This is a genomic window from Pseudomonas sp. JV414 (assembly GCF_032424305.1).
Taxonomy (GTDB): domain Bacteria; phylum Pseudomonadota; class Gammaproteobacteria; order Pseudomonadales; family Pseudomonadaceae; genus Aquipseudomonas; species Aquipseudomonas lini.
Genome location: NZ_VYKC01000022.1, coordinates 1,159,398 through 1,181,039 on the forward strand (window position 1 = coordinate 1,159,398; position 21,642 = coordinate 1,181,039).

Genomic DNA, 21,642 nt, shown 5'->3' on the forward strand with positions numbered 1-21,642 from the left:
CGAGAAGTCCCATGCTCATCGGTAGTTATTCCTTTACCCTGGTTTTCATATCGCTCTGTGTGGCGATACTTGCCTCTTATACCGCGCTCGACCTCACCGGTCGCATCGCCACGGCCAAGGGCCGGGCGGTGCATCTATGGACGGCGGGCGGTGCGTTTGCCATGGGGATTGGCGTGTGGTCGATGCATTTCATCGGCATGCTCGCATTCACATTGCCGATCGATCTGGGCTACGACGTTACTCTCACATCGCTATCGTTGTTGATCGCGGTCCTGTCTTGCGGCTTTGCCCTGTGGCTGGTCAGCCAGCCACAACTGCCGGCCTGGCAGCTGGCGTTCGGCGCGTTGGTCATGGGCGCTGGCATCAGTGCGATGCATTACACCGGCATGGCCGCCATGCGCATGCAACCGGGCATCGATTATGACCCCGCATTGTTTAGCACGTCGCTGCTGATTGCCGTTGGCGCGTCGGGCGCGGCGTTATGGATCGCGTTCCGCCTGCGCCAGCACGCGCCGTATGTTCGTCTGATCCGTGGCGGTGCAGCGATTATCATGGGCATCGCCATCGTCGGCATGCACTACACCGGCATGGCCGCGGCGCGCTTTGCCGACGGCAGTTTCTGTGGTGCGGCGGCCGATGGCCTGAACGGCGAGGGCCTGGACAATCTAGTTCTGATCACCACCCTTGCGGTGTTGAGCATTGCCTTGCTGACCTCGATCCTCGATGCACGCCTGGAGGCTCGCACCGCGGACCTCGCTCAATCGTTGACCGAGGCCAATCGCGAACTCACCCAGCTGGCGCTGCACGACACCCTGACCGGGCTGCCGAACCGAGTGTTGCTGGCCGACCGTATCGATCAGGCGATGTCGAGGGTGCAGGAGCAGGGTGGCTGTTTTGCGTTGATGTTCATTGATCTGGACGGCTTCAAACCGGTCAACGATGCTTTTGGGCACCACATGGGCGACCAGTTGCTGCGTGAGGTCGGTTTGCGCCTGCGTGAAGATTTGCGCAGTCAGGACACCCTGGCGCGAATCGGTGGCGATGAATTTGTGTTGCTGGTGCAACTCGCCGAGCCGAATGACGCGTTGAACCTGGCGGCGCGTCAGGTCGGGCTGATCGGGCGCTCGTTCCGGGTTGCGGAACATGACTTGCAGATTTCCGCCAGCGTCGGCATCGCGCTCTATCCGGGCAATGGTCAGACCGCCGAGGAATTGCTGATGAACGCCGACGCGGCGATGTACCACGCCAAGGGTGCCGGGAAAAACGGCCACCGTTTCTTCGACGCGTCGATGAACAGCAACGCGCGCAAGCAGTTGCAATTGCTGCAAGACCTGCGCAACGCCGTCGACCAGCAACAGTTCAGTCTCTATTACCAACCCAAGTTCGACGCCGGCAATGGCCGAGCGGTGGGTGCCGAGGCATTGCTGCGCTGGATGCACCCGACGCAGGGCATGCTGCAGCCGGACAGCTTCATCGATCTTGCGGAGAAGACCGGGCTGATCATTCCGATTGGCGAGTGGGTGCTCAACGAAGCCTGCCGTCAGATGCGCGAGTGGTACGTGCTCGGTTACACCGACTGGCGCATCGCGGTGAACCTCTCGGCCTTGCAGTTTTGCCACGCCGGGTTGGTCCAGAGTGTCGCCAAGGCCTTGGCCACTCATCATTTGCCGGCCAACAGCCTGACCCTGGAAATCACCGAAACCACCGCCATGAGCGACGCCGATGCGAGCATGACGGTGCTGCAGGAGCTCTCGGAAATGGGCGTCGACCTGTCCATCGATGACTTTGGCACCGGCTATTCGAGCTTGATGTACCTCAAGCGTTTGCCGGCCAATGAGCTGAAGATTGATCGGGGTTTCGTCCGCGATCTGGAGCACGACAGCGACGACGCAGCCATCGTCTCGGCCATCGTCGCCCTTGGCCAGGCCTTGGGCTTGCGGATTGTGGCCGAAGGGGTGGAAACCGGTGTCCAGCAAGACTTCCTGACCCAATTGGGCTGCGACTCGTTGCAGGGTTACCTGCTGGGGCATCCGCTGCCTGCTGATCGCTTCATGGCCGATATTCACCGTGGGGAGCAATTGGCGACGGGCTGATAGCCCCCTCACCACAGGTTGTCGTCATTGGAATTGACGCAGGTTCATGCAAAACCACGCAATGGCGGTTATTCTTGGCCCCGACTGCTTACGCTTGTAACGGGGGAAATGCCAGCATGGACAAAGTCATCGTTATCACCGGCGGCAGCCGCGGAATTGGTGCCGCCACGGCCCTGTTGGCCGCAGAACAAGGCTATCGGATCTGTATCAACTATCAGTCCGACGAACAGGCGGCGCACAGTGTGCTGGAAAAAGTTCGCGCACTCGGTGCCCAAGCCATTGCGGTACGCGCCGATGTCAGCATCGAAGACGAAGTGATCGGCCTGTTCCACCGCGTAGACACCGAACTCGGTCGGGTCACGGCACTGGTGAACAACGCCGGCACTGTCGGGCACAAATCGCGGATCGACGAAATGTCCGAATTTCGTATTCTGAAAATCCTCAAGACCAACGTCCTGGCGCCGATCCTCTGCGCCAAACACGCGATCCTGCGCATGTCACCCAAACATGGCGGGCAGGGTGGCAGCATCGTCAATGTGTCGTCGGTCGCTGCCCGCTTGGGCGCCCCCAGCGAATATGTCGACTACGCAGCATCCAAAGGTGCGCTGGACACCTTCACCATCGGCCTGTCCAAGGAAGTGGCGGGCGAGGGGATTCGCGTCAACGCCGTGCGACCGGGTTACATCTACACCGATTTCCATGCATTGAGCGGCGATCCTGATCGGGTCAGCAAGCTGGAATCGGCGATCCCGATGGCCCGGGGTGGGCGGCCAGATGAAGTGGCGGAGGCGATTGTGTGGTTGTTGTCGGATAAGGCTTCGTATGCGACGGGGACTTTCGTCGACCTGGGGGGCGGGCGTTAATCCCGGACTTTGCTTTGTCTGTTCTGGCCTCTTCGCGAGCAAGCCCGCTCCCACAGGGGACGGTGATGTTCACAAATGTTGTGTTCACACCCGTCCACTGTGGGAGCGGGCTTGCTCGCGAAGGCGATAGCCAGACAACATCAAACCTTCAAAACGACCGCACAATCCGCCCCAACGTCTCCATCGCCCTCTCCGAATCCTCGGTCCAAGGGCTACCATAATTCAGCCGAATACAATTCCTGAACCGCTGCGTCGGTGAAAAGATCGGCCCCGGCGCAATGCTGATCCCTTGCGCCAATGCCATCTGAAACAACTTCAACGAATCCATCTGCGGTGGCAGTTCCAGCCACAAAAAGTACCCGCCAGCCGGTTGGCTGACGCGAGTCTGGGCCGGGAAGTAGCGGGCGATGGCGGCGAGCATGGCGCTTTGCTGTTCTTCCAGGGCGTAACGCAGTTTGCGCAGGTGCCGGTCGTAGCCGCCGTGTTGCAGGTAATCGGCGATGGCGGCCTGGGCGGGCATTGAGGCGCAGAGTGAGGTCATCAGTTTCAGGCGTTCGATTTTCTGTGCATACCGCCCGGCAGCGACCCAGCCGATGCGGTAACCGGGGGCCAGGCTCTTGGCGAACGAACCGCAATGCATCACCAACCCTTCGGTATCGAAAGCCTTGGCCGGTTTTGGCGCCTGTTGCCCGTAATAAAGCTCGGCGTAGACGTCGTCTTCGATCAACGGCACCTGATGGCTGCGCAACAGCTCCACCAGCTCCTGCTTCTTCGCCTCGGGCATGGTCGCCCCCATGGGGTTCTGGAAACTGGTCATGCACCAGCAGGCCTTGATCGGGTGCCGCTCCAGGGTTTGCGCGAGCACACCGAGGTCGATGCCATCTCGTGGGTGGACGGGAATTTCCACCGCTTTGAGCTTCAGCCGTTCCAGCACTTGCAGGCTGGCGTAGAACGCCGGGGCTTCGATGGCCACCAGATCGCCGGGTTCGGTGACCGCTTGCAGGCACAGGTTCAGGGCTTCGAGGGCGCCGTTGGTGATCAGCAACTCTTCCATGGGCAGCATCAGCCCGCCGACCATGTAGCGCAGGGCGATTTGGCGACGCAGCTGCGGGTTGCCCGGCGACATGTCGGTGACCACCATGCGCGGGTCCATTTCCCGGGCGGCACTGGCCAGCGAGCGGGACAGGCGTTGCAACGGAAACAGGGTCGGGCTGGGGAACGCCGAACCGAAGGGCACGGTGTTCGGATCCTTGATCGAGTCCAGCACCGAGAACACCAGTTCGCTGACGTCGACTTCGGTGGACTCGTTGACCTGGCTGCTGATCACCGGCTCCGAGAACGGGCTCGGTGCATGCGCATTGACGAAGTAACCGGAACGCGGCCGCGCGCGGATCAGGCCACGGCGTTCGAGCAGGTAATAGGCCTGGAACACCGTGGATGGGCTGACCCCGTAGGTCTGGCTGGCGTAGCGCACCGATGGCACCCGCTGGCCGGGACCGAGGACGCCGGAGCGGATCAGTTCAGCGATGTCGTCGGCGAATTTTTCGTAGCGTTTCATCGAGTGCCCGGTGTGGTGTCATTCATTGAAAAATGGTCGCAGCTGAAATTGCCAAGATCGCATCTTAAAGGCTCAACGGTTCATCGGCGCAACAAACCGGCTCTTGGCCACGCTGTTGATGTCCGGTTCATCACTGTCGACAATCTTGAAACCGATGGTCTGCGAGCTGCTGCTCGGGCGATCCGTGGTCATCGCCACCGACACCGGTACGTCAACGATCTCACCGGCGGCCAGGCTCAGTTCGGTCTTGCCTTGCAACTGGAAGCCATCGCCATCGACCAGCGTCAATCGATAATCCTGACGTTGCTGGGTCTTGTTGATGACCTTCAGGCTGTAGATGTTTTCGATCTGGCCTTCACTGTTTTCGCGGAACAGGCCACGGTCCTTGCTCACGTCCAGCGACACCATCGGCCGCTCCACCAGCGCCAGGGCGAGGGCGCCGATCATCACCAGCAGCACGGCGGTATAACCGATCAGTCGCGGCCGCAGCAGGTGGGTCTTGCCACCTTGCAATTCATGCTCCGAGGTGTAGCTGATCAGCCCACGGGCATAGCCCATTTTGTCCATGATCGAATCACAAGCGTCGATGCACGCGGCGCAACCGATGCATTCCATCTGCAAGCCGTCGCGGATGTCGATGCCGGTCGGGCACACCTGCACGCACAACTGGCAATCGATGCAATCACCCAAACCGACTTCGGCCGGTTTCACCTCTCGTTTGCGTGGGCCACGGTTTTCGCCACGGGCCACGTCGTAGGAAATGGTCAGGGTGTCTTTGTCGAACATCACGCTCTGGAACCGCGCATACGGGCACATGTGCATGCACACCGCTTCGCGCAGCCAACCGGCATTGATGTAAGTGGCCCCGGTAAAGAACAGTACCCAGAACAGGCTGACACCGCCGACTTGCAAGGTCAGCAGCTCTTCGGCCAGCGGACGGATCGGTGTGAAGTAACCGACAAACGTCAGGCCAGTGAGCAGGCTGATCGCCAGCCACAGGGTGTGTTTGGCCGAGCGGCGGATCAGCTTGTTCAGGCCCCAGGGCGCGGCTTGCAGCTTGATTCGCTGGTTGCGCTCGCCTTCGGTGAGCTTCTCGCACCACATGAAAATCCAGGTCCAGGAACTCTGCGGGCAGGTGTAACCGCACCAGACCCGACCTGCGAACACGGTGATCGCGAACAGGCCGAACGCGGCGATGATCAGCAGCGCCGAAAGCAGAATGAAATCCTGTGGCCAGAAGGTTGCGCCGAAGATGTGGAATTTGCTTTCGGAAAGGTCCCAGAGCACCGCTTGGCGGCCGCCCCAGTTCAGCCATACCGTGCCGAAGAACAGCAGAAACAGAACCCCCGCGCCACTCATGCGCAGGGTGCGGAACAAACCCGTGAAGCTGCGGGTGTGGATCAGGTTGTCGCTGGACTTGGCCTTTATCTTTGGACGCAAAGGCTCATTGCTTTTTATAAATATGGCAGGTTCAACGGTTCGGACGGGGATTCTATCGCTCATGGTCTTTCGCTCATCAGCCTCCATCAGGCCTGAGCACTATGACCAGCGATCTGTTTGCATAACAGACTCAGCTAAAGCAATAAAAAGCGGATCAGATGGATTGCCCGAACCCGTCTGCGACAGCTTGATGCACCCGCCACGGCTGGCCGCAAACGCCTATACCGGATGTTTGCGGCGGGTGTTGATGCCGATCAGTCAAATCACCGAATCACTGTCCGTGGCCTTCAAATGTCGGCGACCGTCCACGGCGCCTGCTACGGTCAATGCATCGGCTTCTGCTTCGGTGATGTAGATGCGATGGCCGTCGAGCTCGACCATCGACATGGATTTTTCCGGGTCGGTGATGATGGTGACATCGGCACAAAAACGAATTTCTTCGCCGTTTTTGGTGATGAAGAAGCAGGTCTGGTTTTCGATGCGCACGGTCATGGCGGTGTCCTTTGTTCTGCGGATTCTGAAATGTTAGGACCCATCCGCCGGTCATCGTTCTGTGCAACCGATTAATGGCGGGTGCGGTCCATCCTTTATCGAGTCATTACATCATCACAAGGACTGCACGATGGACGCCTGGTGGCATGAGGTTTGGGTCACGTTGCAAGCGGAGTTCGCTGACATCGGCGACGCTTCTCAACTGACGCGCATTACCGTGCGATTGCTGATGGCCGCCTTGCTGGGTGGCATTCTCGGCTTCGAGCGTGAGCAAAAGGGTAAGGCCGCCGGGATTCGCACCCACATGTTGGTGGCGCTGGGCGCGGCGCTGTTTGTGCTGGTGCCGCAGATGTCAGGATCCCAAGCCGACGCCATGAGCCGGGTGGTGCAGGGTGTGATCGCCGGCATCGGCTTTCTCGGCGCCGGGACTATCCTGAAAAACACCGACGGCGACGAGGGCCATGTCAAGGGCCTGACCACCGCCGCCGGGTTGTGGATGACCGCGGCCATTGGCGTTTCAGCCGGGATGGGCCGCGAGGCGACAGCGGTGCTCAGTACGTTGCTGGCGTTGGTGATTCTCGGTGTGATGCCTATCGTCGTGCGCCAACTGGAAAAAGATCGACCCCCCCCGTAGGAGCTGCCGCAGGCTGCGATCTTTTGATTTTGATGTTTTTTTTGGATATTGCCGAAGATCAAGATCAAAAGATCGCAGCCTTCGGCAGCTCCTACATTGAGCCTTCATACGTCGGAGGTAGTGTTTACGGCTTCACGATCTCTGGCGGCTGGGAGTTCGGCGGCTCTTCCCGGGGTGGCGGGGTAGTGCCAGGTGGTTCCTGCTCCGGGATGGGGCCGGGTTCGGTCGGCGGGGTTGGGGGTATGGGCGGAATTGTCGGCTCATCGATGTTCGGATCGGGTGTCTCGGCGGGGATAGGGATACTCATCGAAACAGTCTCCAGTGGCAGATGGCGTGAGTCGTGCTTAAGTTGATTGACCCGTACTCAGGGAATTTGATTCCCCGAAAGACTTGGCAAATCCCTCTGAACTTTTACCGGCGCCTGCTGTTCGGAACTTAAGTGAGTTCATGCCGGGGCAGATCGCTTCGTGTGAACGACGACCAGGCACAAGAGCGTCCTTGGGGCGTTAAGGAGAGATGCTCGATGACCGCTGAGAAACCCACAGAGTTGAGCTACAACCCTCATATACCGCTGTCGCAGGCGTTACTGCTACCGCGGATCGTGATCGAAAACACCATGCCGATCCTCGATGGCGGGCAATTCGCCGTTAAAGCCGTGATTGATCAGGACGTGGTGGTGACCAGCAAAGTGTTTGCCGACGGTCACGACAAACTGGCTGTGCGCATCCGCTGGCGTGCCGACGGCGACGAAACCTGGCAGAGCGAGGTGATGGCCGAGTTGGGCAATAACGGCTGGCAGGGCCAGTTCCGTGTCGAGAAGCAGGGCCGCTATGTGTTCTACCTGGAAGCCTGGATCGATCAGTTCGCCAGCTTTTGTTATGAGCTGGAGAAAAAGCACGTCGCTGGCGTCTCGGTCAGCCTGGAGCTGCAGGAAGGGCGCACTCACGTTCAGCAGGCGGCCGAACGTTCCGAAGGCCTGCTCAGTGAACAACTGGCGGCGTTGCACCATGAATTGTCCGGTCTGCTCGAAACCGAGCAGGTCGCTTTGTTTCTGCACCAGCGTAGTGCGGACTTGATGGCCCAGGCCGACCATCGTCCCTCGCTGAACCTGAGCCCTGAATACCCGGTGGACGTAGAGCGAGCGCTGGCGCAATTCGCCAGTTGGTATGAACTGTTTCCGCGCTCGATCACCGATGACCCAGCCCGCCACGGCACCTTCAATGACGTGCATTCGCGGCTGCCGATGATCCAGGACATGGGCTTCGACGTGCTGTATTTCACGCCGATCCACCCGATCGGCCGCAGCTACCGCAAAGGCCCGAACAACTCATTGACCGCCGGCCCCGAAGACCCGGGCAGCCCTTATGCCATTGGCAGTGAAGAGGGCGGGCACGAGGCCATTCATTCGGAACTGGGCACTCGCGAAGATTTTCGCCGGCTCGTTGCGGCCGCCGCCGAGCATGGGCTGGAAATCGCTCTCGACTTTGCGATTCAGTGTTCCCAGGATCACCCGTGGCTCAAACAGCACCCGGGCTGGTTCAACTGGCGGCCAGACGGCACGATCAAATACGCCGAGAACCCGCCGAAGAAATACCAGGACATCGTCAACGTCGATTTCTATGCCGTGGATGCGATTCCCAGCCTGTGGATCGAGCTGCGCGACATCGTGGTCGGTTGGGTCAAGGAGGGCGTGAAGCTGTTTCGCGTCGACAATCCTCATACCAAACCGTTGCCGTTCTGGCAGTGGATGATCGCCGATGTGCGGGCGCTGTACCCCGAGGTGATTTTCCTGGCCGAAGCCTTTACCACGCCGGCGATGATGGCGCGCCTGGGCAAGGTCGGTTACTCCCAGAGCTACACCTATTTCACCTGGCGCAACACCAAGACCGAACTGGCGACCTATTTCACCGAACTCAATGAGTCGCCGTGGCGTGAATGCTACCGGCCGAATTTTTTCGTCAACACGCCGGACATCAACCCGGCGTTCCTGCATGAATCCGGGCGTGCCGGTTTTCTGATTCGTGCTGCGCTGGCGACCATGGGCTCCGGGCTGTGGGGCATGTATTCGGGTTTTGAACTGTGTGAAGCGGCTCCGGTGCCGGGCCGGGAGGAATACCTCAATTCCGAGAAGTATGAAATCCGCCCACGGGACTTCAATGCGCCGGGCAACATCATTGCCGAAATCGCCCAGCTCAACCGCATCCGCCGGCAGAACCCGGCGTTGCACACGCACTTGGGCCTGAAGGTCTACAACGCCTGGAACGACAACATTCTGTACTTCGGCAAACGCAGCGTCGACGGCAGCAATTTCATTCTGGTGGCGGTCAGCCTCGATCCGCATCACGCCCAAGAGGCGAATTTCGAATTGCCGCTGTGGGAAATGGGCCTGCCCGACGATGCCAGCACGCAGGGCGAAGACTTGATGAACGGCCACCGCTGGACCTGGCACGGCAAGTACCAGTTCATGCGGATCGAACCGTGGCATCTGCCGTTCGGGATTTGGAGGATTACCAGTTCCTGAGCCTGGCGAAGATCAAATGTGGGAGCGGGCTTGCTCGCGAAAGCGGTGTGTCAGGCGACATCAATGCTGACTGTTATGGCCCCTTCGCGAGCAAGCCCGCTCCCACACTGACCGCATTTCTTCAGGCAGATACAGTTTTCCCAGAATTTTTCAGGAGTTACAAATGGCGAAGAAACCCAGGTCAGCCACCTTTATCAAAGATCCGCTCTGGTACAAGGATGCAGTGATCTACCAGGTTCACGTTAAGTCTTTTTTCGACTCCAACAATGACGGGATCGGCGACTTTCCCGGCCTTATCGCCAAACTCGATTACATTGCCGATCTGGGCGTCAACACCATCTGGCTGTTGCCGTTCTACCCCTCGCCACGACGCGACGATGGCTATGACATCGCCGAATACCGTGGCGTGCACCCTGACTACGGCACCATGGCCGATGCCAAGCGCTTCATTGCCGAGGCCCATAAACGCGGCCTGCGGGTGATTACCGAACTGGTCATCAACCACACCTCGGACCAGCATGCGTGGTTCCAGCGCGCGCGCAAGGCCAAGCCCGGCTCGGCGGCCCGCGACTTCTACGTCTGGTCCGATAACGACCAGAAATACGATGGCACTCGCATCATCTTTCTCGACACCGAAAAGTCCAACTGGACTTGGGACCCGGTGGCCGGTCAGTACTTCTGGCACCGTTTCTATTCGCACCAACCGGACCTGAATTTCGACAACCCGCAGGTAATGAAAGCGGTGCTGTCGGTAATGCGTTACTGGCTCGACATGGGCATCGACGGTCTGCGGCTGGATGCGATCCCGTACCTGATCGAGCGCGATGGCACCAACAACGAAAACCTGCCCGAGACCCACGACGTTCTCAAGCAGATCCGTGCCGAGATCGACGCCAATTACCCCGACCGCATGTTGCTGGCCGAGGCCAACCAGTGGCCGGAAGACACCCAGCTGTACTTCGGTGACACCGACAAAAAGGGCCTGAACGGCGACGAATGCCACATGGCCTTTCACTTTCCGTTGATGCCGCGCATGTACATGGCGCTGGCTCAGGAAGATCGCTTCCCGATCACCGATATTTTGCGTCAGACCCCGGAAATCCCCGCCAACTGCCAGTGGGCGATTTTCCTGCGTAACCACGATGAGCTGACCCTGGAAATGGTCACCGACCGGGAGCGCGATTACCTGTGGAATTACTACGCCGCCGACCGTCGGGCGCGGATCAATCTGGGGATTCGTCGGCGTCTGGCGCCGTTGATGGAGCGTGATCGTCGCCGCGTGGAACTGCTCAACAGTCTGCTGCTGTCGATGCCCGGCACGCCGACCCTGTATTACGGCGATGAAATCGGCATGGGCGACAACATCTACCTCGGCGACCGCGACGGTGTGCGCACGCCGATGCAGTGGTCGATCGACCGCAACGGCGGTTTTTCCCGCGCTGACCCGGCCAGCCTGGTGTTGCCGCCGATCATGGATCCGCTCTATGGCTACCTGTCGGTCAACGTCGAAACCCAGGCCGGTGACCCTCATTCGTTGTTGAACTGGAACCGGCGCCTGCTCGCGGTGCGTAAGCAGTCCAAGGCCTTCGGTCGCGGGACGCTGAAAATGCTCTCGCCGAGCAATCGACGGATTCTGGCGTATACCCGCGAATTCACTGGGCCGGACGGCAAACACGAGATTATTTTGTGCGTGGCCAACGTGTCCCGCAGCGCGCAAGCGGCGGAGCTGGATCTGTCGGCTTACGTCGGCATGGTTCCGGTGGAGATGCTTGGCGGCAATGCGTTCCCGCCCATCGGCCAATTGAATTTCCTGCTGACGCTGGCGCCATACGGTTTCTATTGGTTCGGTCTGGCGGCGGAAAACCAAATGCCGAGTTGGCACGTGGAACCGGCGCAAAGCCTGCCGGACTTCACCACCCTGGTGCTGAAGAAACGCATGGAAGAGCTGCTCGAAGCACCGTCCCGCCACACCCTGGAGCAGGGCATTCTGCCGAGCTGGTTGCAGAATCGCCGCTGGTACGCCGGCAAGGACGGTATCATCGACAACGTCAACCTCGCTTACGGCGTGCGTTTCGGCGACCCGCAGCATCCGGTGTTGTTGGGTGAAATCGACGTCACCAGCGGCGGTCAGACCAGCCGCTATCAGTTGCCATTCGGTTTTATTTCCGAGGAGCAGGTCGGCGCGGCCTTGCCGCAGCAATTGGCGCTGGCCCGGGTTCGGCGCGGGCGTCAGGTCGGTTTGATCACCGACGCCTTCAGCCTCGACAGCTTTGTTCATGCCGTGTTGCAGAGCATGCAGGCTGGCATGGTGTTGCCGTCCGACGGCGGCGAGATCCGCTTCGAGCCTACCGACGAACTGGCCAAACTTGGTCTGACTGCCGAGTCGGAGGTGCGTTACCTGTCCGCCGAGCAATCCAACAGTTCGGTGGTGATTGGCAGCAGCCTGGTGCTGAAGCTGATCCGCAAGGTCGCGTCAGGCGTGCACCCGGAATTGGAAATGAGTGCGTACCTGACCCATGCCGGTTTCAGCAATATTTCGCCACTGCTGGGGGCGGTGATTCGTCGCGATGCGGCGGGCGAGGACACGCTGTTGATGATCGCCCAAGGCTACTTGAGCAATCAGGGCGACGCGTGGGAGTGGACCCAGAACAACCTCGAACGGGCGCTTCGCGACGAACTCGCCGATGCCGTGTCGGAGCAGGAACAGCACTACAACGCCCTCGGCGAGCTGAAGGATTTTGCCGGCATGCTCGGTCAGCGTCTGGGAGAAATGCATCAGGTGTTGGCGGCCCCGAGCGCCAACCCGGACTTCGCTCCACAGGTCACCACGCAGAAAGATGCCGTGGCCTCGGCCAAGGATGTGGCGGCGCAACTGGAACACGCCCTGAAGTTGCTCAAGCAGCATCAAACCGAACTGAACACCGCGGATCAGGCATTGGTCAATCGATTGCTGGACAACAAAAAAGCCATCCTCAGCCATATCCAGGAACTGGGTAAAAAAGCTGCGGGTGGTTTGCGCATCCGTGTCCACGGCGACTTGCACCTGGGGCAGGTGCTGGTGATCAAGGGCGATGCCTACCTGATCGATTTCGAGGGCGAACCGGCGCGGCCGCTGCATGAGCGCCGGGGCAAACACAGCCCCTATAAAGATGTCAGCGGCGTGTTGCGTTCCTTCGATTACGCCGCGGCGATGGCGATCAACGTGCACAACGTCGACAACACCGCCGATGCCCAGGCGGCGCGTCAACGGGTCGCCGAGCGTTATCTGAAAGAGGCGCGGCAAGCATTTGTCCACGCTTATCGGCTTGCGGCAGCTAGTCTTGCTCATGCATGGCAAGATCCTGAAGGCGAGGACGCCGCGCTGGCGTTGTTCGGTCTGGAGAAGGCGGCTTATGAAGTGGCCTATGAGGCTGAAAATCGCCCCACCTGGCTGCCCGTGCCGTTGCACGGTCTGTACGGGTTATTGAGTGGGCTTAAACCCTTTTCCGATCTTGGTGGAGAGTAGTCATGAGTATCTCGAACAAGGAACAGGGGCACGTTAAAGAGGCGCTGCTGCCCAGGGCGCGGGATATCGACGCATTAGTACGCGCTGAGCATCGGGATCCCTTTGCAATTCTCGGCCCGCACGGCGATGGCGCTGACGGGCAATTCATTCGAGCCTATCTGCCGGACGCCTTGAGTGTGCAGGTAGTGGACAAGGAATCCGGGGAAGAGCTCGGCAGCCTTGAAACCACCCAAACCCCGGGGCTGTTCGTCGGGCACTTCGAGCGGGCCCGGCCCTATCAGTTGCGAACCCGTTGGGCCGGTGGCGAGCAACTCGCCGAGGATCCTTACAGTTTTGGCCCGTTACTTGGCGAGATGGACTTGTACCTGTTCGCCGAGGGCAATCACCGGGACTTGAGCAGTTGCCTCGGCGCGCAACTGAAGACGGTCGATGGCGTCGACGGCGTGCGCTTCGCTGTGTGGGCACCGAACGCCAAAAGGGTCTCGGTGGTCGGCGATTTCAACGTCTGGGACGGCCGCCGACATCCGATGCGTCTGCGCCATCCTTCCGGCGTCTGGGAGTTGTTCATTCCGCGCCTGCAAGCGGGGGAGGCCTACAAATACGAAATCCTCGGCGCCCACGGCATTCTGCCGCTCAAGGCCGACCCGATGGCCCTCGCCACCGCTCTGCCGCCGGACACCGCATCGAAAGTCGCTTCGCCGCTGAAAATAGAATGGCAGGATCACGCCTGGATGCAGTCGCGGGGCGAACGTCAGCGAACCAGCGCACCGTTGTCGATTTACGAATTACACGCCGGTTCCTGGCAATGCGAGCTGGATGACCTGGGTGAGGTCGCCCGTCAGTACACTTGGCCCGAGTTGGCCGAACGGCTGATTCCTTATGTGAAGGAGCTGGGTTTCACCCACATTGAACTGATGCCGATCATGGAGCATCCGTTCGGTGGCTCCTGGGGTTATCAACTGCTGTCGCAATTCGCCCCGAGCGCCCGTTACGGCTCGCCGGATGACTTCGCCGCTTTCGTCAACGCCTGTCACCAGGCCGAGATCGGTGTGATCCTCGATTGGGTGCCGGCGCATTTCCCCACCGATACCCACGGCCTGGCGCAGTTCGATGGCACCGCGTTGTATGAGTACGGCAACCCGCAGGAAGGTTTTCACCAGGACTGGGACACGCTGATCTACAACCTGGGCCGCACCGAGGTGCACGGCTATATGCTGGCGTCGGCGTTGCACTGGCTCAAACATTTCCATGTCGACGGCCTGCGTGTAGATGCAGTGGCGTCGATGCTGTATCGCGATTACTCGCGCAAGGCCGGCGAATGGGTGCCCAACCGTCATGGCGGTCGGGAGAATCTGGAAGCCATCGATTTTCTGCGTCATCTCAATGACGTGGTAGCTCTGGAAACGCCGGGCGCGTTGGTGATTGCCGAAGAATCCACGGCGTGGCCGGGGGTCAGCCAGAGCACGCAACAGGGTGGGCTGGGTTTTGCCTATAAGTGGAACATGGGCTGGATGCACGATTCATTGCATTACATTCAGCAGGATCCGGTGTACCGCGCCCATCATCACAACGAGCTGAGTTTCGGCCTGGTGTATGCCTGGTCCGAGCGCTTCATCCTGCCGATTTCTCACGATGAAGTGGTGCATGGCAAGCATTCGCTGATCGACAAGATGCCGGGAGATCGCTGGCAGAAGTTTGCCAACCTGCGGGCTTATCTAAGTTTCATGTGGACGCATCCCGGCAAGAAACTGCTGTTCATGGGCTGCGAGTTCGGCCAGTGGCGGGAGTGGAATCACGATCAGCAACTGGACTGGTATCTGCTGCAATACCCGGAACACCAAGGGGTGCGCAAACTGGTCGGTGACCTGAATCGGTTGTATCGCGAAGAACCGGCGCTGCACGATCAGGACGATGCGCCGCAAGGCTTCCAGTGGTTGATTGGCGATGACGCGATCAACAGCGTCTACGCCTGGCTGCGCTGGAGCAAGGACGGGCGGCCGGTGTTGGTGGTGGCCAACTTCACTCCGGTGCCGCGACAGTCCTACCGCGTCGGCGTGCCGTTTGCCGGGCGCTGGGTCGAGTTGATCAACAGCGATGCCGATACTTATGCCGGGTCCAATTATGGAAACGGCGGCGGAGTGTTCACCGACGAAGAGCCGAGCCATGGCCAGGCGCTATCTCTGGAGTTGAACCTGCCGCCGTTGGGGGTGTTGATTTTGCGTCCGGAGGGTTGATCTAAAACCGCGTCGCTGCATTCGCGAGCAAGCCCGCTCCCACATTGGCTTTGTGTACGACGACAATCCAATGTGGGAGCGGGCTTGCTCGCGAAGGGGCCAGACCGAACAAAGCGCTTCTTGAGTCATGCACTCACCACCGCATCCGCACCCCAAGGCTGCCAATCAACCCGTTCAAATCATTGTCATCCACATCGCTGCTGTAATCGGCGCTGATGTACAGGCTGACCAAAGGCGTCACTCTGGCCACCAAACCCAGACCCACATCCACCGTCGAGGATTTGCGGCTGCTGCTGATTTTGTCGACCTGATCCAGGCTTACGGTATTACCGGTGTACACCGTGTGCCACACGTTGGTCCGCACATACGGTTCGACTGGCAGGCCATTAATATCGTAACTGCCTTTCAAGCGTGCACCGACCCGGCCGCTCCAGGACGTCAAGTCGCTGGATGACGCATTACCAGAACCGGCATAGGGCGTATCCAGCGTAATGCGCTGATTGATCAATTGCGCCTGGGGTTCGATCACCCAGTTGTTACCCAGACCAATCGGGAAACCACCTTCCACCGACAACGTCACCGCGCTGCCTTCGGTGGCTTGCCGCGCGCCTTGGTCATTGCGACTGTAACCGTTGACCCGGCCACCGCTGGCCGACAAGTCCACGTGCCAGCCTTGCGGGCCGGTCAGGCTCCAGTAGGCGCCAAGACTTTGGCCTTCAAGGTTGAGTGTGTCATGACGGGGATCGGCAAGGGCGCGGCTGGTCAGCAGACCGTTCTCATTGCCCAGGAGTTGGGTGGTGCCGCCGATCAGTCCGACCCGTTGGGTATGGCCGCTGTTGCTTTTTACGGTCAGCAACGCCGGGCCTTTGAATTCGCTGGCGCCGGGGATAGACGAACCCTGGGCTAGAGAGTCGGTTTGGGCCTGTCGTGAGGTCTTTCCGTAGACGTGGTCCCAGGCCGAAGGCGCGGCGTCTTCAACCGTCAGGCGTGAGCTTTGTATGTCGGGATTAACGCGTAAACGGCCCGCAGAGGTGGTGGTGCCGTCAGGTAAGGTGAGGCCCGGTAACTCCTGGTTATACCAAGGAGTTGCTTGGTCCTCGGCAGACGAGGCCTGAACCTCCATGGATGAGCACAACAGGAGTGAACCTGTAACAGTGCAAAAAGTGATTTTGATCTCTTGTGAGGTGAATGAAGTTCTCATGGGGGTCTACCTTGCAATCGCATGCCTATCTCGCTTTGGCGTCTCTCCTACCCCGAATGAGGGGCGACCGAATGGATTGAGGCAAGGTCAGGCCCGCCTGTTTTTACAGGAGTCTGGAGGCTTGCCCCTAGTGGATTTCCGGGGGTAGTAAGCACTAGCTAAGAAGACTGCTGGCATTGCGTCAAGAAAGTGGCCGATAGGCGGTATGTCTATTTTAGTCGTTGTAAGTGACTGATTTTTGGCGCGTATATAAGTTGTTGTTTGTGCAAAAAATCATCGCGAAAGGCGCGTGCCAGACGCGCTGGGTAGGGGGCTATCGGTTGTTTTGGGGATGATCCCGTGCGGGATAAACAAACGGCGTCGGCGCGCCATTGCTGTCATTTTTTCTGTCAGCGTTGGCAGTCCTTGGCGACTGCCGCTTGACGCTGTTACAGGCGCACCTCCACCGCCAGCGGCAAATGGTCCGACAGATGCGTCCAGGGTTTGTGGCCGAGTATTCGCGGTTCATGACTACTGGCATTACGCAGGTAGATCCGGTCCAGGCGCAGTAGGGGAAAACGCGCCGGGTAAGTTTTCGCCGGTCGGCCATGATGGCGTTCGAAGGCTTCATGCAGGTAGTCGCGCCGGGCGAGGGTGGCGTTGCCTTGCAACTGCCAGTCGTTGAAGTCGCCGGCAATAATTACCGGGGCCTCATCGGGCAGCGATTCGAGCAACAGGCAGAGCAACTGCAGCTGAAGTTGTCGATGGCTTTCCAACAGGCTCAGGTGCACGCAAATGGCATGCACTTCGGCATGGCCCGGCACATCCAGCACACAATGCAACAACCCACGTCGCTCGGGACCGGTGATCGAGACGTCGAGGTTGCGAAATTCGCGGATCGGGTATTTCGACAGCAGGGCATTGCCGTGGTGGCCATCGGGGTAGACCGCGTTGCGACCGTAAGCGAAGTCGCTCCACATGCTGTCGGCCAGAAACTCGTATTGCGAGGTTTGTGGCCAATCGTTGTAGCGGGAAGAATGCCGGTCGTGCTCACCGACCACTTCCTGCAGAAACACCAGGTCTGCCGACGTGCTGCGTACCGCTTCACGCAGTTCCGGGAGGATGAAACGCCGGTTGAGGGCGGTGAAGCCTTTGTGGGTGTTGACCGTCAGCACTCTCAGTCGATGAATCGCCGGAGGCGTGTTCGGTGGCGTTGATTCGACGGCCTGTCGTTCGGCATCGCTGGTCACGTTCACTCCTCTGAATCAGGGCTGCTGTTTCCATGCGACTGATACACGGGCGAGCAGTTCAGTTTGAGCGCCGCCAATCCAATGTGGGAGCGGGCTTGCTCGCGAAGGGGCCGGTACATTCGATACATCTTCGGCGGCTGGCAAACCGCTTTCGCGAGCAAGCCCGCTCCCACATTGAATGGTGAGCTGATTGAGAGTCGGGTTTCAGACAAACACGATTTCATACGGCAATCGCATGCGCTCCAGAATCACCGGGGGCAGTAGCGGGGCGATGCCGATCGCCGGCTCGCCGTCGAGTTGGCTGGCGTAGGCGTAGGTGGCGTGGCTTTTACGCGCCACGGTCCAGGTGTCGAGGCGTACCTTGCGCGCGCGATGCCAGGGGATCAGCCCGCGATCACGTGTCGGCCAGTGCCAGGCCCAAACCGGTATTTCGTTGAGCGTCGCACCAACCAGGGCTACAGCCCTGGCGCTGGCACGGCCGACGGCGTCGTGGTCGACGTTGCCGTCTTCGCGCCAGGTGGTGAACACCACGTCACCAGGGCGCAGGTAGCGGAGGATGAATTGGGTCAATTCAGACTCCCGCTCGGTAAGACCGTTGTCGGTGAAGCCGCCGCGAATCCACTTCAGGCTGTGCATCGGCAACCCGAGCCGGCGCAAGGCTTCGACGCTTTCCTGGGGGCGGAACACGCTCAGGCGTTTTTCCGACCACTGTCGCGACCCCGGATGACTGGCGCTGCCGTCGGTGATCGAGATCAATTGCAGGGGATGACCGAGGGAGCACAGCAACTGTAGCAGGCCGCCGCAGGTCACCACTTCATCGCCGGGATGCGGCGCGATGACTACCGCGCGAGCGCCAGCCGGGACCAGCGTTTCGGTGTTGATGACAGGGATGTTGTCCAGTTGCGGGGCGCTGTTCCAGATCTGCGCGGGCAAACTGTTTTCACTGATGGAAACGGGTTTCATAGGCGCTACTTCCTTGTTCTGTCTTGCCCTCAGTCATGCGCATTACTTGCAGGGGAGCAAACCTGGCAGACCCGTGAAGGCGGGGTAAATAGCAATTGCAGCGCTCCGAACCCTGGATTGCCGCGGGCAGAGTATTGCTCATGGAACGCTATTCGTCGCCTCAGCCTTTGGTCTGATACGGCTTTTTTAATCCGAGTTGTGTCAGGTGTCGCAAATAGTCCACACAAGCCTGCTCCCACAGGTTCCGTTGATTGGCATGGCCCCTGAAGGTCACTCGTCTTCCTCACGCTGCAGTTCGAACAGCAGCAGCGAACGGCCGGTGACTGAATATTCGTGACCGAACTCGAAGCGTTCCTGGCCACGAATCGAGGGTTGATTGGTATCGATCATGCACGTCCAGAAACCGCCGTCAGGCACTTCCGGCAGGAGGAAATTGACGATGTCATGGTGGGCGTTGACCACCAGCAGCAGGGTCGCGTCGGCGCCCTTGCGGCGAATACCGGTTTCCTGGGCGCGGCCATCGAGCAGCATGCCCAGGCAACGACCATGGCCTTCCTCCCATTGTTCGGTGGACATTTCGCTGCCGTCCGGGGCCAGCCAGGTCACGTCCTTGACGCCGATGTCTTCGTTGTAATTGCCCACCAGGAAGCGCCCGCGACGCAGGATCGGATAGGCCAGGCGCAACTTGATCAGGCGTTTGACGAACTTGAGCAGCGCCTTGCCGTCTTCGCTCAGGTCCCAGTTGACCCAACCGATCTCGCTGTCCTGACAGTAAGCATTGTTGTTGCCTTCCTGGGTGCGGGCGAACTCATCGCCGGCCACCAGCATCGGCGTGCCCTGGGACAGCAGCAAGGTGGCGAAGAAGTTGCGCATTTGCCGCTGGCGCAGCTCATTGATCTCGGGATCGTCGGTGGGGCCTTCGACACCGTGGTTCCAGGACAGGTTGTTGTTGCTGCCGTCCTGATTGTTCTCGTCGTTGGCTTCGTTGTGTTTGTCGTTGTACGACACCAGGTCGTTCATCGTGAAACCGTCGTGGGCGGTGACGAAGTTCACCGAGGCATACGGCCGCCGGCCACGCTGATTGAACATCTCGCCGGAGGCGGTCATGCGACTGGCGAAGTCCGCCAGTTGGCCGTCGTCGCCTTTCCAGAACGCGCGCACGGTGTCGCGGAATTTGTCATTCCACTCAACCCAACCCGGCGGAAAGTTCCCGACCTGATAACCGCCGGGGCCGCAATCCCAGGCTTCTGCAATCATCTTCACCTGACGCAGCACCGGGTCCTGACGGCAGGCCACGAGAAAGCTGTGACGCTCGTCGAAACCGTCGTGGTAACGGCCGAGGATGGTCGCCAGGTCAAAACGGAAACCGTCCACATGCATTTCCGTGGCCCAGTAACGCAGGGAGTCGGTGACCATTTGCAGCACGCATGGGTGACTCAGGTCCAGAGTGTTACCGGTCCCGGAATCGTTGATGTAGTAGCGCTTGTCGTCGGGCATCAAGCGGTAGTAGGAGGCGTTGTCGATACCGCGCATCGACAGGGTCGGGCCTTGTTCGTTGCCCTCGGCGGTGTGGTTGTAGACCACGTCGAGGATCACTTCCAGATTGGCCTCGTGCAGGTGCGCGACCATCTCCTTGAACTCGGCGATCTTGCCGCTGGCCAGGTAGCGTGGGTCCGGGGCAAAGAACGCGATGCTGTTGTAACCCCAGTAATTGGTCATGCCTTTGTGCAGCAGATGCTGGTCATTGACGAAGGCATGAATCGGCAGCAATTCCACGGTCGACACACCGAGCTTGCGGATGTGTTCGAGCACGTCATCGACCATCAACCCGGCGAAGGTGCCACGCAGGTTCTCGGGGACGGAGGGGTGACGCATGCTGATACCGCGTACGTGTGTTTCATAAATGATCGTTTTATCCCACGGCACGCTGACACGATGGTCATGACCCCAGGTGTGAGCCGGGTCGATCACTTTGCATTTGGGCACGAAGGGCGCGCTGTCCCGTTCATCGAAACTGAGGTCGGCGTCGGGGTGGCCGATGGTGTAGCCGAACAACGCTTCGGACCACTTCAATCGGCCGACCAATTGCTTGGCGTAGGGATCGATCAGCAGCTTGTTGGGGTTGAAGCGATGACCGTTGGCCGGGTCATAAGGACCGTACACGCGATAGCCGTAGATCAACCCCGGATGGGCGTCGGGCAAGTAGCCGTGGTAGATCTCGTCGGTGTATTCCGGTAACTCGATACGCTCCAGTTCCACCTCGCCGGAATCGTCGAAGATGCACAGTTCGACCTTGGTCGCGTTAGCCGAAAACAGCGCGAAATTGACCCCCAGGCCATCCCAGGTCGCGCCTAGCGGGAAGGGCAAGCCTTCACGGATTCGCGAGGCCTCGGCACGAGGTTCGGGCGCGGTTTTCTTTGGACTGCTCATAGTTGCTCCTGCATGGGGTGACGGTACTCGACTGCGATGAACCGTGGCTCTGGTTTTTTCGAGGGCGAGCGCACCCTCGGTGGCGAGAAGCACGCCACAAATCAAGCGAGGCAAGGCGATAAACGCGTCAGGTCGTTGGCGGTTTGCGCGCAGCGCGTGGCTTTTTCTCGACGTTTTTTTCGCCAAGCGGGGTCACTGTCGAAGCTGAGGGTTTGGCTTTGGCCCTGGTTTTGGGTTCGACGCCTTTGGCATTGAGCTTGCCGTCGGGCTTGCCGACCGCGGACTTGGCGCCGAGGCTTTTGCTGCCAGCTTTCGATGACTTGCCGGGTGCCAGCGCTTTGGCTTGGGCTTCAGCGTCGGCCAGTTTGCAGGCCATCTCCCAATGGCGTTTTTCCTGGCCCACGGGTTTCCCTTCGGACTCCCAGATCTGATAGGCAAATTCGCGGATGCGTTTATCGTCGGTACTCATCGCAATGCTC

General features: G+C 59.8%; 15 protein-coding genes. 6 read left to right on the forward strand and 9 right to left on the reverse strand.

What is annotated here, in order from left to right; translation table 11 throughout:
• Nucleotides 1-11 precede the first annotated feature (11 nt).
• Nucleotides 12-2,093 carry a putative bifunctional diguanylate cyclase/phosphodiesterase gene (locus F6R97_RS29270; RefSeq protein WP_048397651.1) on the forward strand — a complete coding sequence of 694 codons (2,082 nt, stop codon included), beginning with the start codon at nucleotides 12-14 and terminating at the stop codon, nucleotides 2,091-2,093.
• A gap of 116 nt (nucleotides 2,094-2,209) precedes the next feature.
• On the forward strand, nucleotides 2,210-2,956 hold the full coding sequence (locus tag F6R97_RS29275; protein WP_048397652.1) for an SDR family oxidoreductase: 747 nt from the start codon (nucleotides 2,210-2,212) through the stop codon (nucleotides 2,954-2,956).
• A gap of 148 nt (nucleotides 2,957-3,104) precedes the next feature.
• Here F6R97_RS29275 and mapR read toward each other — a convergent pair whose 3' ends face one another.
• From mapR to F6R97_RS29290, 3 genes are all read right to left on the reverse strand, one after another.
• Nucleotides 3,105-4,514 carry a GntR family transcriptional regulator MpaR gene (gene mapR / locus F6R97_RS29280; protein ID WP_038983529.1) on the reverse strand — a complete coding sequence of 470 codons (1,410 nt, stop codon included), beginning with the start codon at nucleotides 4,512-4,514 and terminating at the stop codon, nucleotides 3,105-3,107.
• A gap of 72 nt (nucleotides 4,515-4,586) precedes the next feature.
• Entirely contained in the window at nucleotides 4,587-6,017 is a 1,431-nt protein-coding gene (ccoG, locus tag F6R97_RS29285) for a cytochrome c oxidase accessory protein CcoG (RefSeq protein WP_315867551.1), read from the reverse strand.
• 195 nt (nucleotides 6,018-6,212) lie between these two features.
• Nucleotides 6,213-6,446, reverse strand: a complete 234-nt coding sequence (locus tag F6R97_RS29290; protein ID WP_038983526.1) for a DUF3203 family protein — start codon at nucleotides 6,444-6,446, stop codon at nucleotides 6,213-6,215.
• A 130-nt stretch (nucleotides 6,447-6,576) separates the two neighbouring features.
• Between F6R97_RS29290 and F6R97_RS29295 the strand changes: the two genes are divergently transcribed.
• Complete coding sequence (locus F6R97_RS29295) at nucleotides 6,577-7,080, forward strand: MgtC/SapB family protein (protein WP_038983525.1); 504 nt, start codon at nucleotides 6,577-6,579, stop codon at nucleotides 7,078-7,080.
• A gap of 124 nt (nucleotides 7,081-7,204) precedes the next feature.
• Here the strand turns inward: F6R97_RS29295 and F6R97_RS29300 are convergent, their stop codons facing one another.
• Entirely contained in the window at nucleotides 7,205-7,387 is a 183-nt protein-coding gene (locus F6R97_RS29300) for a hypothetical protein (RefSeq protein WP_080772152.1), read from the reverse strand.
• A gap of 216 nt (nucleotides 7,388-7,603) precedes the next feature.
• Here F6R97_RS29300 and F6R97_RS29305 point away from each other — a divergent pair, with 216 nt between their 5' ends.
• The 3 genes from F6R97_RS29305 (at nucleotide 7,604) to glgB (ending at nucleotide 15,340) form a co-directional block, all read left to right on the forward strand.
• Nucleotides 7,604-9,601, forward strand: coding sequence for an alpha-1,4-glucan--maltose-1-phosphate maltosyltransferase (locus tag F6R97_RS29305; protein WP_315867552.1), 1,998 nt, complete (start codon nucleotides 7,604-7,606; stop codon nucleotides 9,599-9,601).
• A 163-nt stretch (nucleotides 9,602-9,764) separates the two neighbouring features.
• On the forward strand, nucleotides 9,765-13,106 hold the full coding sequence (treS, locus tag F6R97_RS29310; protein ID WP_038983520.1) for a maltose alpha-D-glucosyltransferase: 3,342 nt from the start codon (nucleotides 9,765-9,767) through the stop codon (nucleotides 13,104-13,106).
• A gap of 2 nt (nucleotides 13,107-13,108) precedes the next feature.
• Nucleotides 13,109-15,340 (forward strand): 1,4-alpha-glucan branching protein GlgB, encoded by a 2,232-nt coding sequence (gene glgB, locus F6R97_RS29315; protein ID WP_048397655.1) that lies wholly within the window; start codon nucleotides 13,109-13,111, stop codon nucleotides 15,338-15,340.
• A 133-nt stretch (nucleotides 15,341-15,473) separates the two neighbouring features.
• Here glgB and F6R97_RS29320 read toward each other — a convergent pair whose 3' ends face one another.
• From F6R97_RS29320 to F6R97_RS29340, 5 genes are all read right to left on the reverse strand, one after another.
• Nucleotides 15,474-16,541 carry an autotransporter outer membrane beta-barrel domain-containing protein gene (locus tag F6R97_RS29320; RefSeq protein WP_174160146.1) on the reverse strand — a complete coding sequence of 356 codons (1,068 nt, stop codon included), beginning with the start codon at nucleotides 16,539-16,541 and terminating at the stop codon, nucleotides 15,474-15,476.
• A gap of 428 nt (nucleotides 16,542-16,969) precedes the next feature.
• A complete protein-coding gene (locus tag F6R97_RS29325; RefSeq protein ID WP_048397658.1) occupies nucleotides 16,970-17,770 on the reverse strand; it encodes an endonuclease/exonuclease/phosphatase family protein in 801 nt (266 codons plus the stop codon).
• A gap of 204 nt (nucleotides 17,771-17,974) precedes the next feature.
• Nucleotides 17,975-18,733 (reverse strand): PIG-L deacetylase family protein, encoded by a 759-nt coding sequence (locus tag F6R97_RS29330; RefSeq protein WP_038983513.1) that lies wholly within the window; start codon nucleotides 18,731-18,733, stop codon nucleotides 17,975-17,977.
• 270 nt (nucleotides 18,734-19,003) lie between these two features.
• Nucleotides 19,004-21,163 carry a glycogen debranching protein GlgX gene (glgX, locus tag F6R97_RS29335; protein ID WP_038983511.1) on the reverse strand — a complete coding sequence of 720 codons (2,160 nt, stop codon included), beginning with the start codon at nucleotides 21,161-21,163 and terminating at the stop codon, nucleotides 19,004-19,006.
• A gap of 127 nt (nucleotides 21,164-21,290) precedes the next feature.
• Entirely contained in the window at nucleotides 21,291-21,632 is a 342-nt protein-coding gene (locus F6R97_RS29340; RefSeq protein ID WP_038983509.1) for a DUF2934 domain-containing protein, read from the reverse strand.
• Nucleotides 21,633-21,642: the final 10 nt, after the last annotated feature.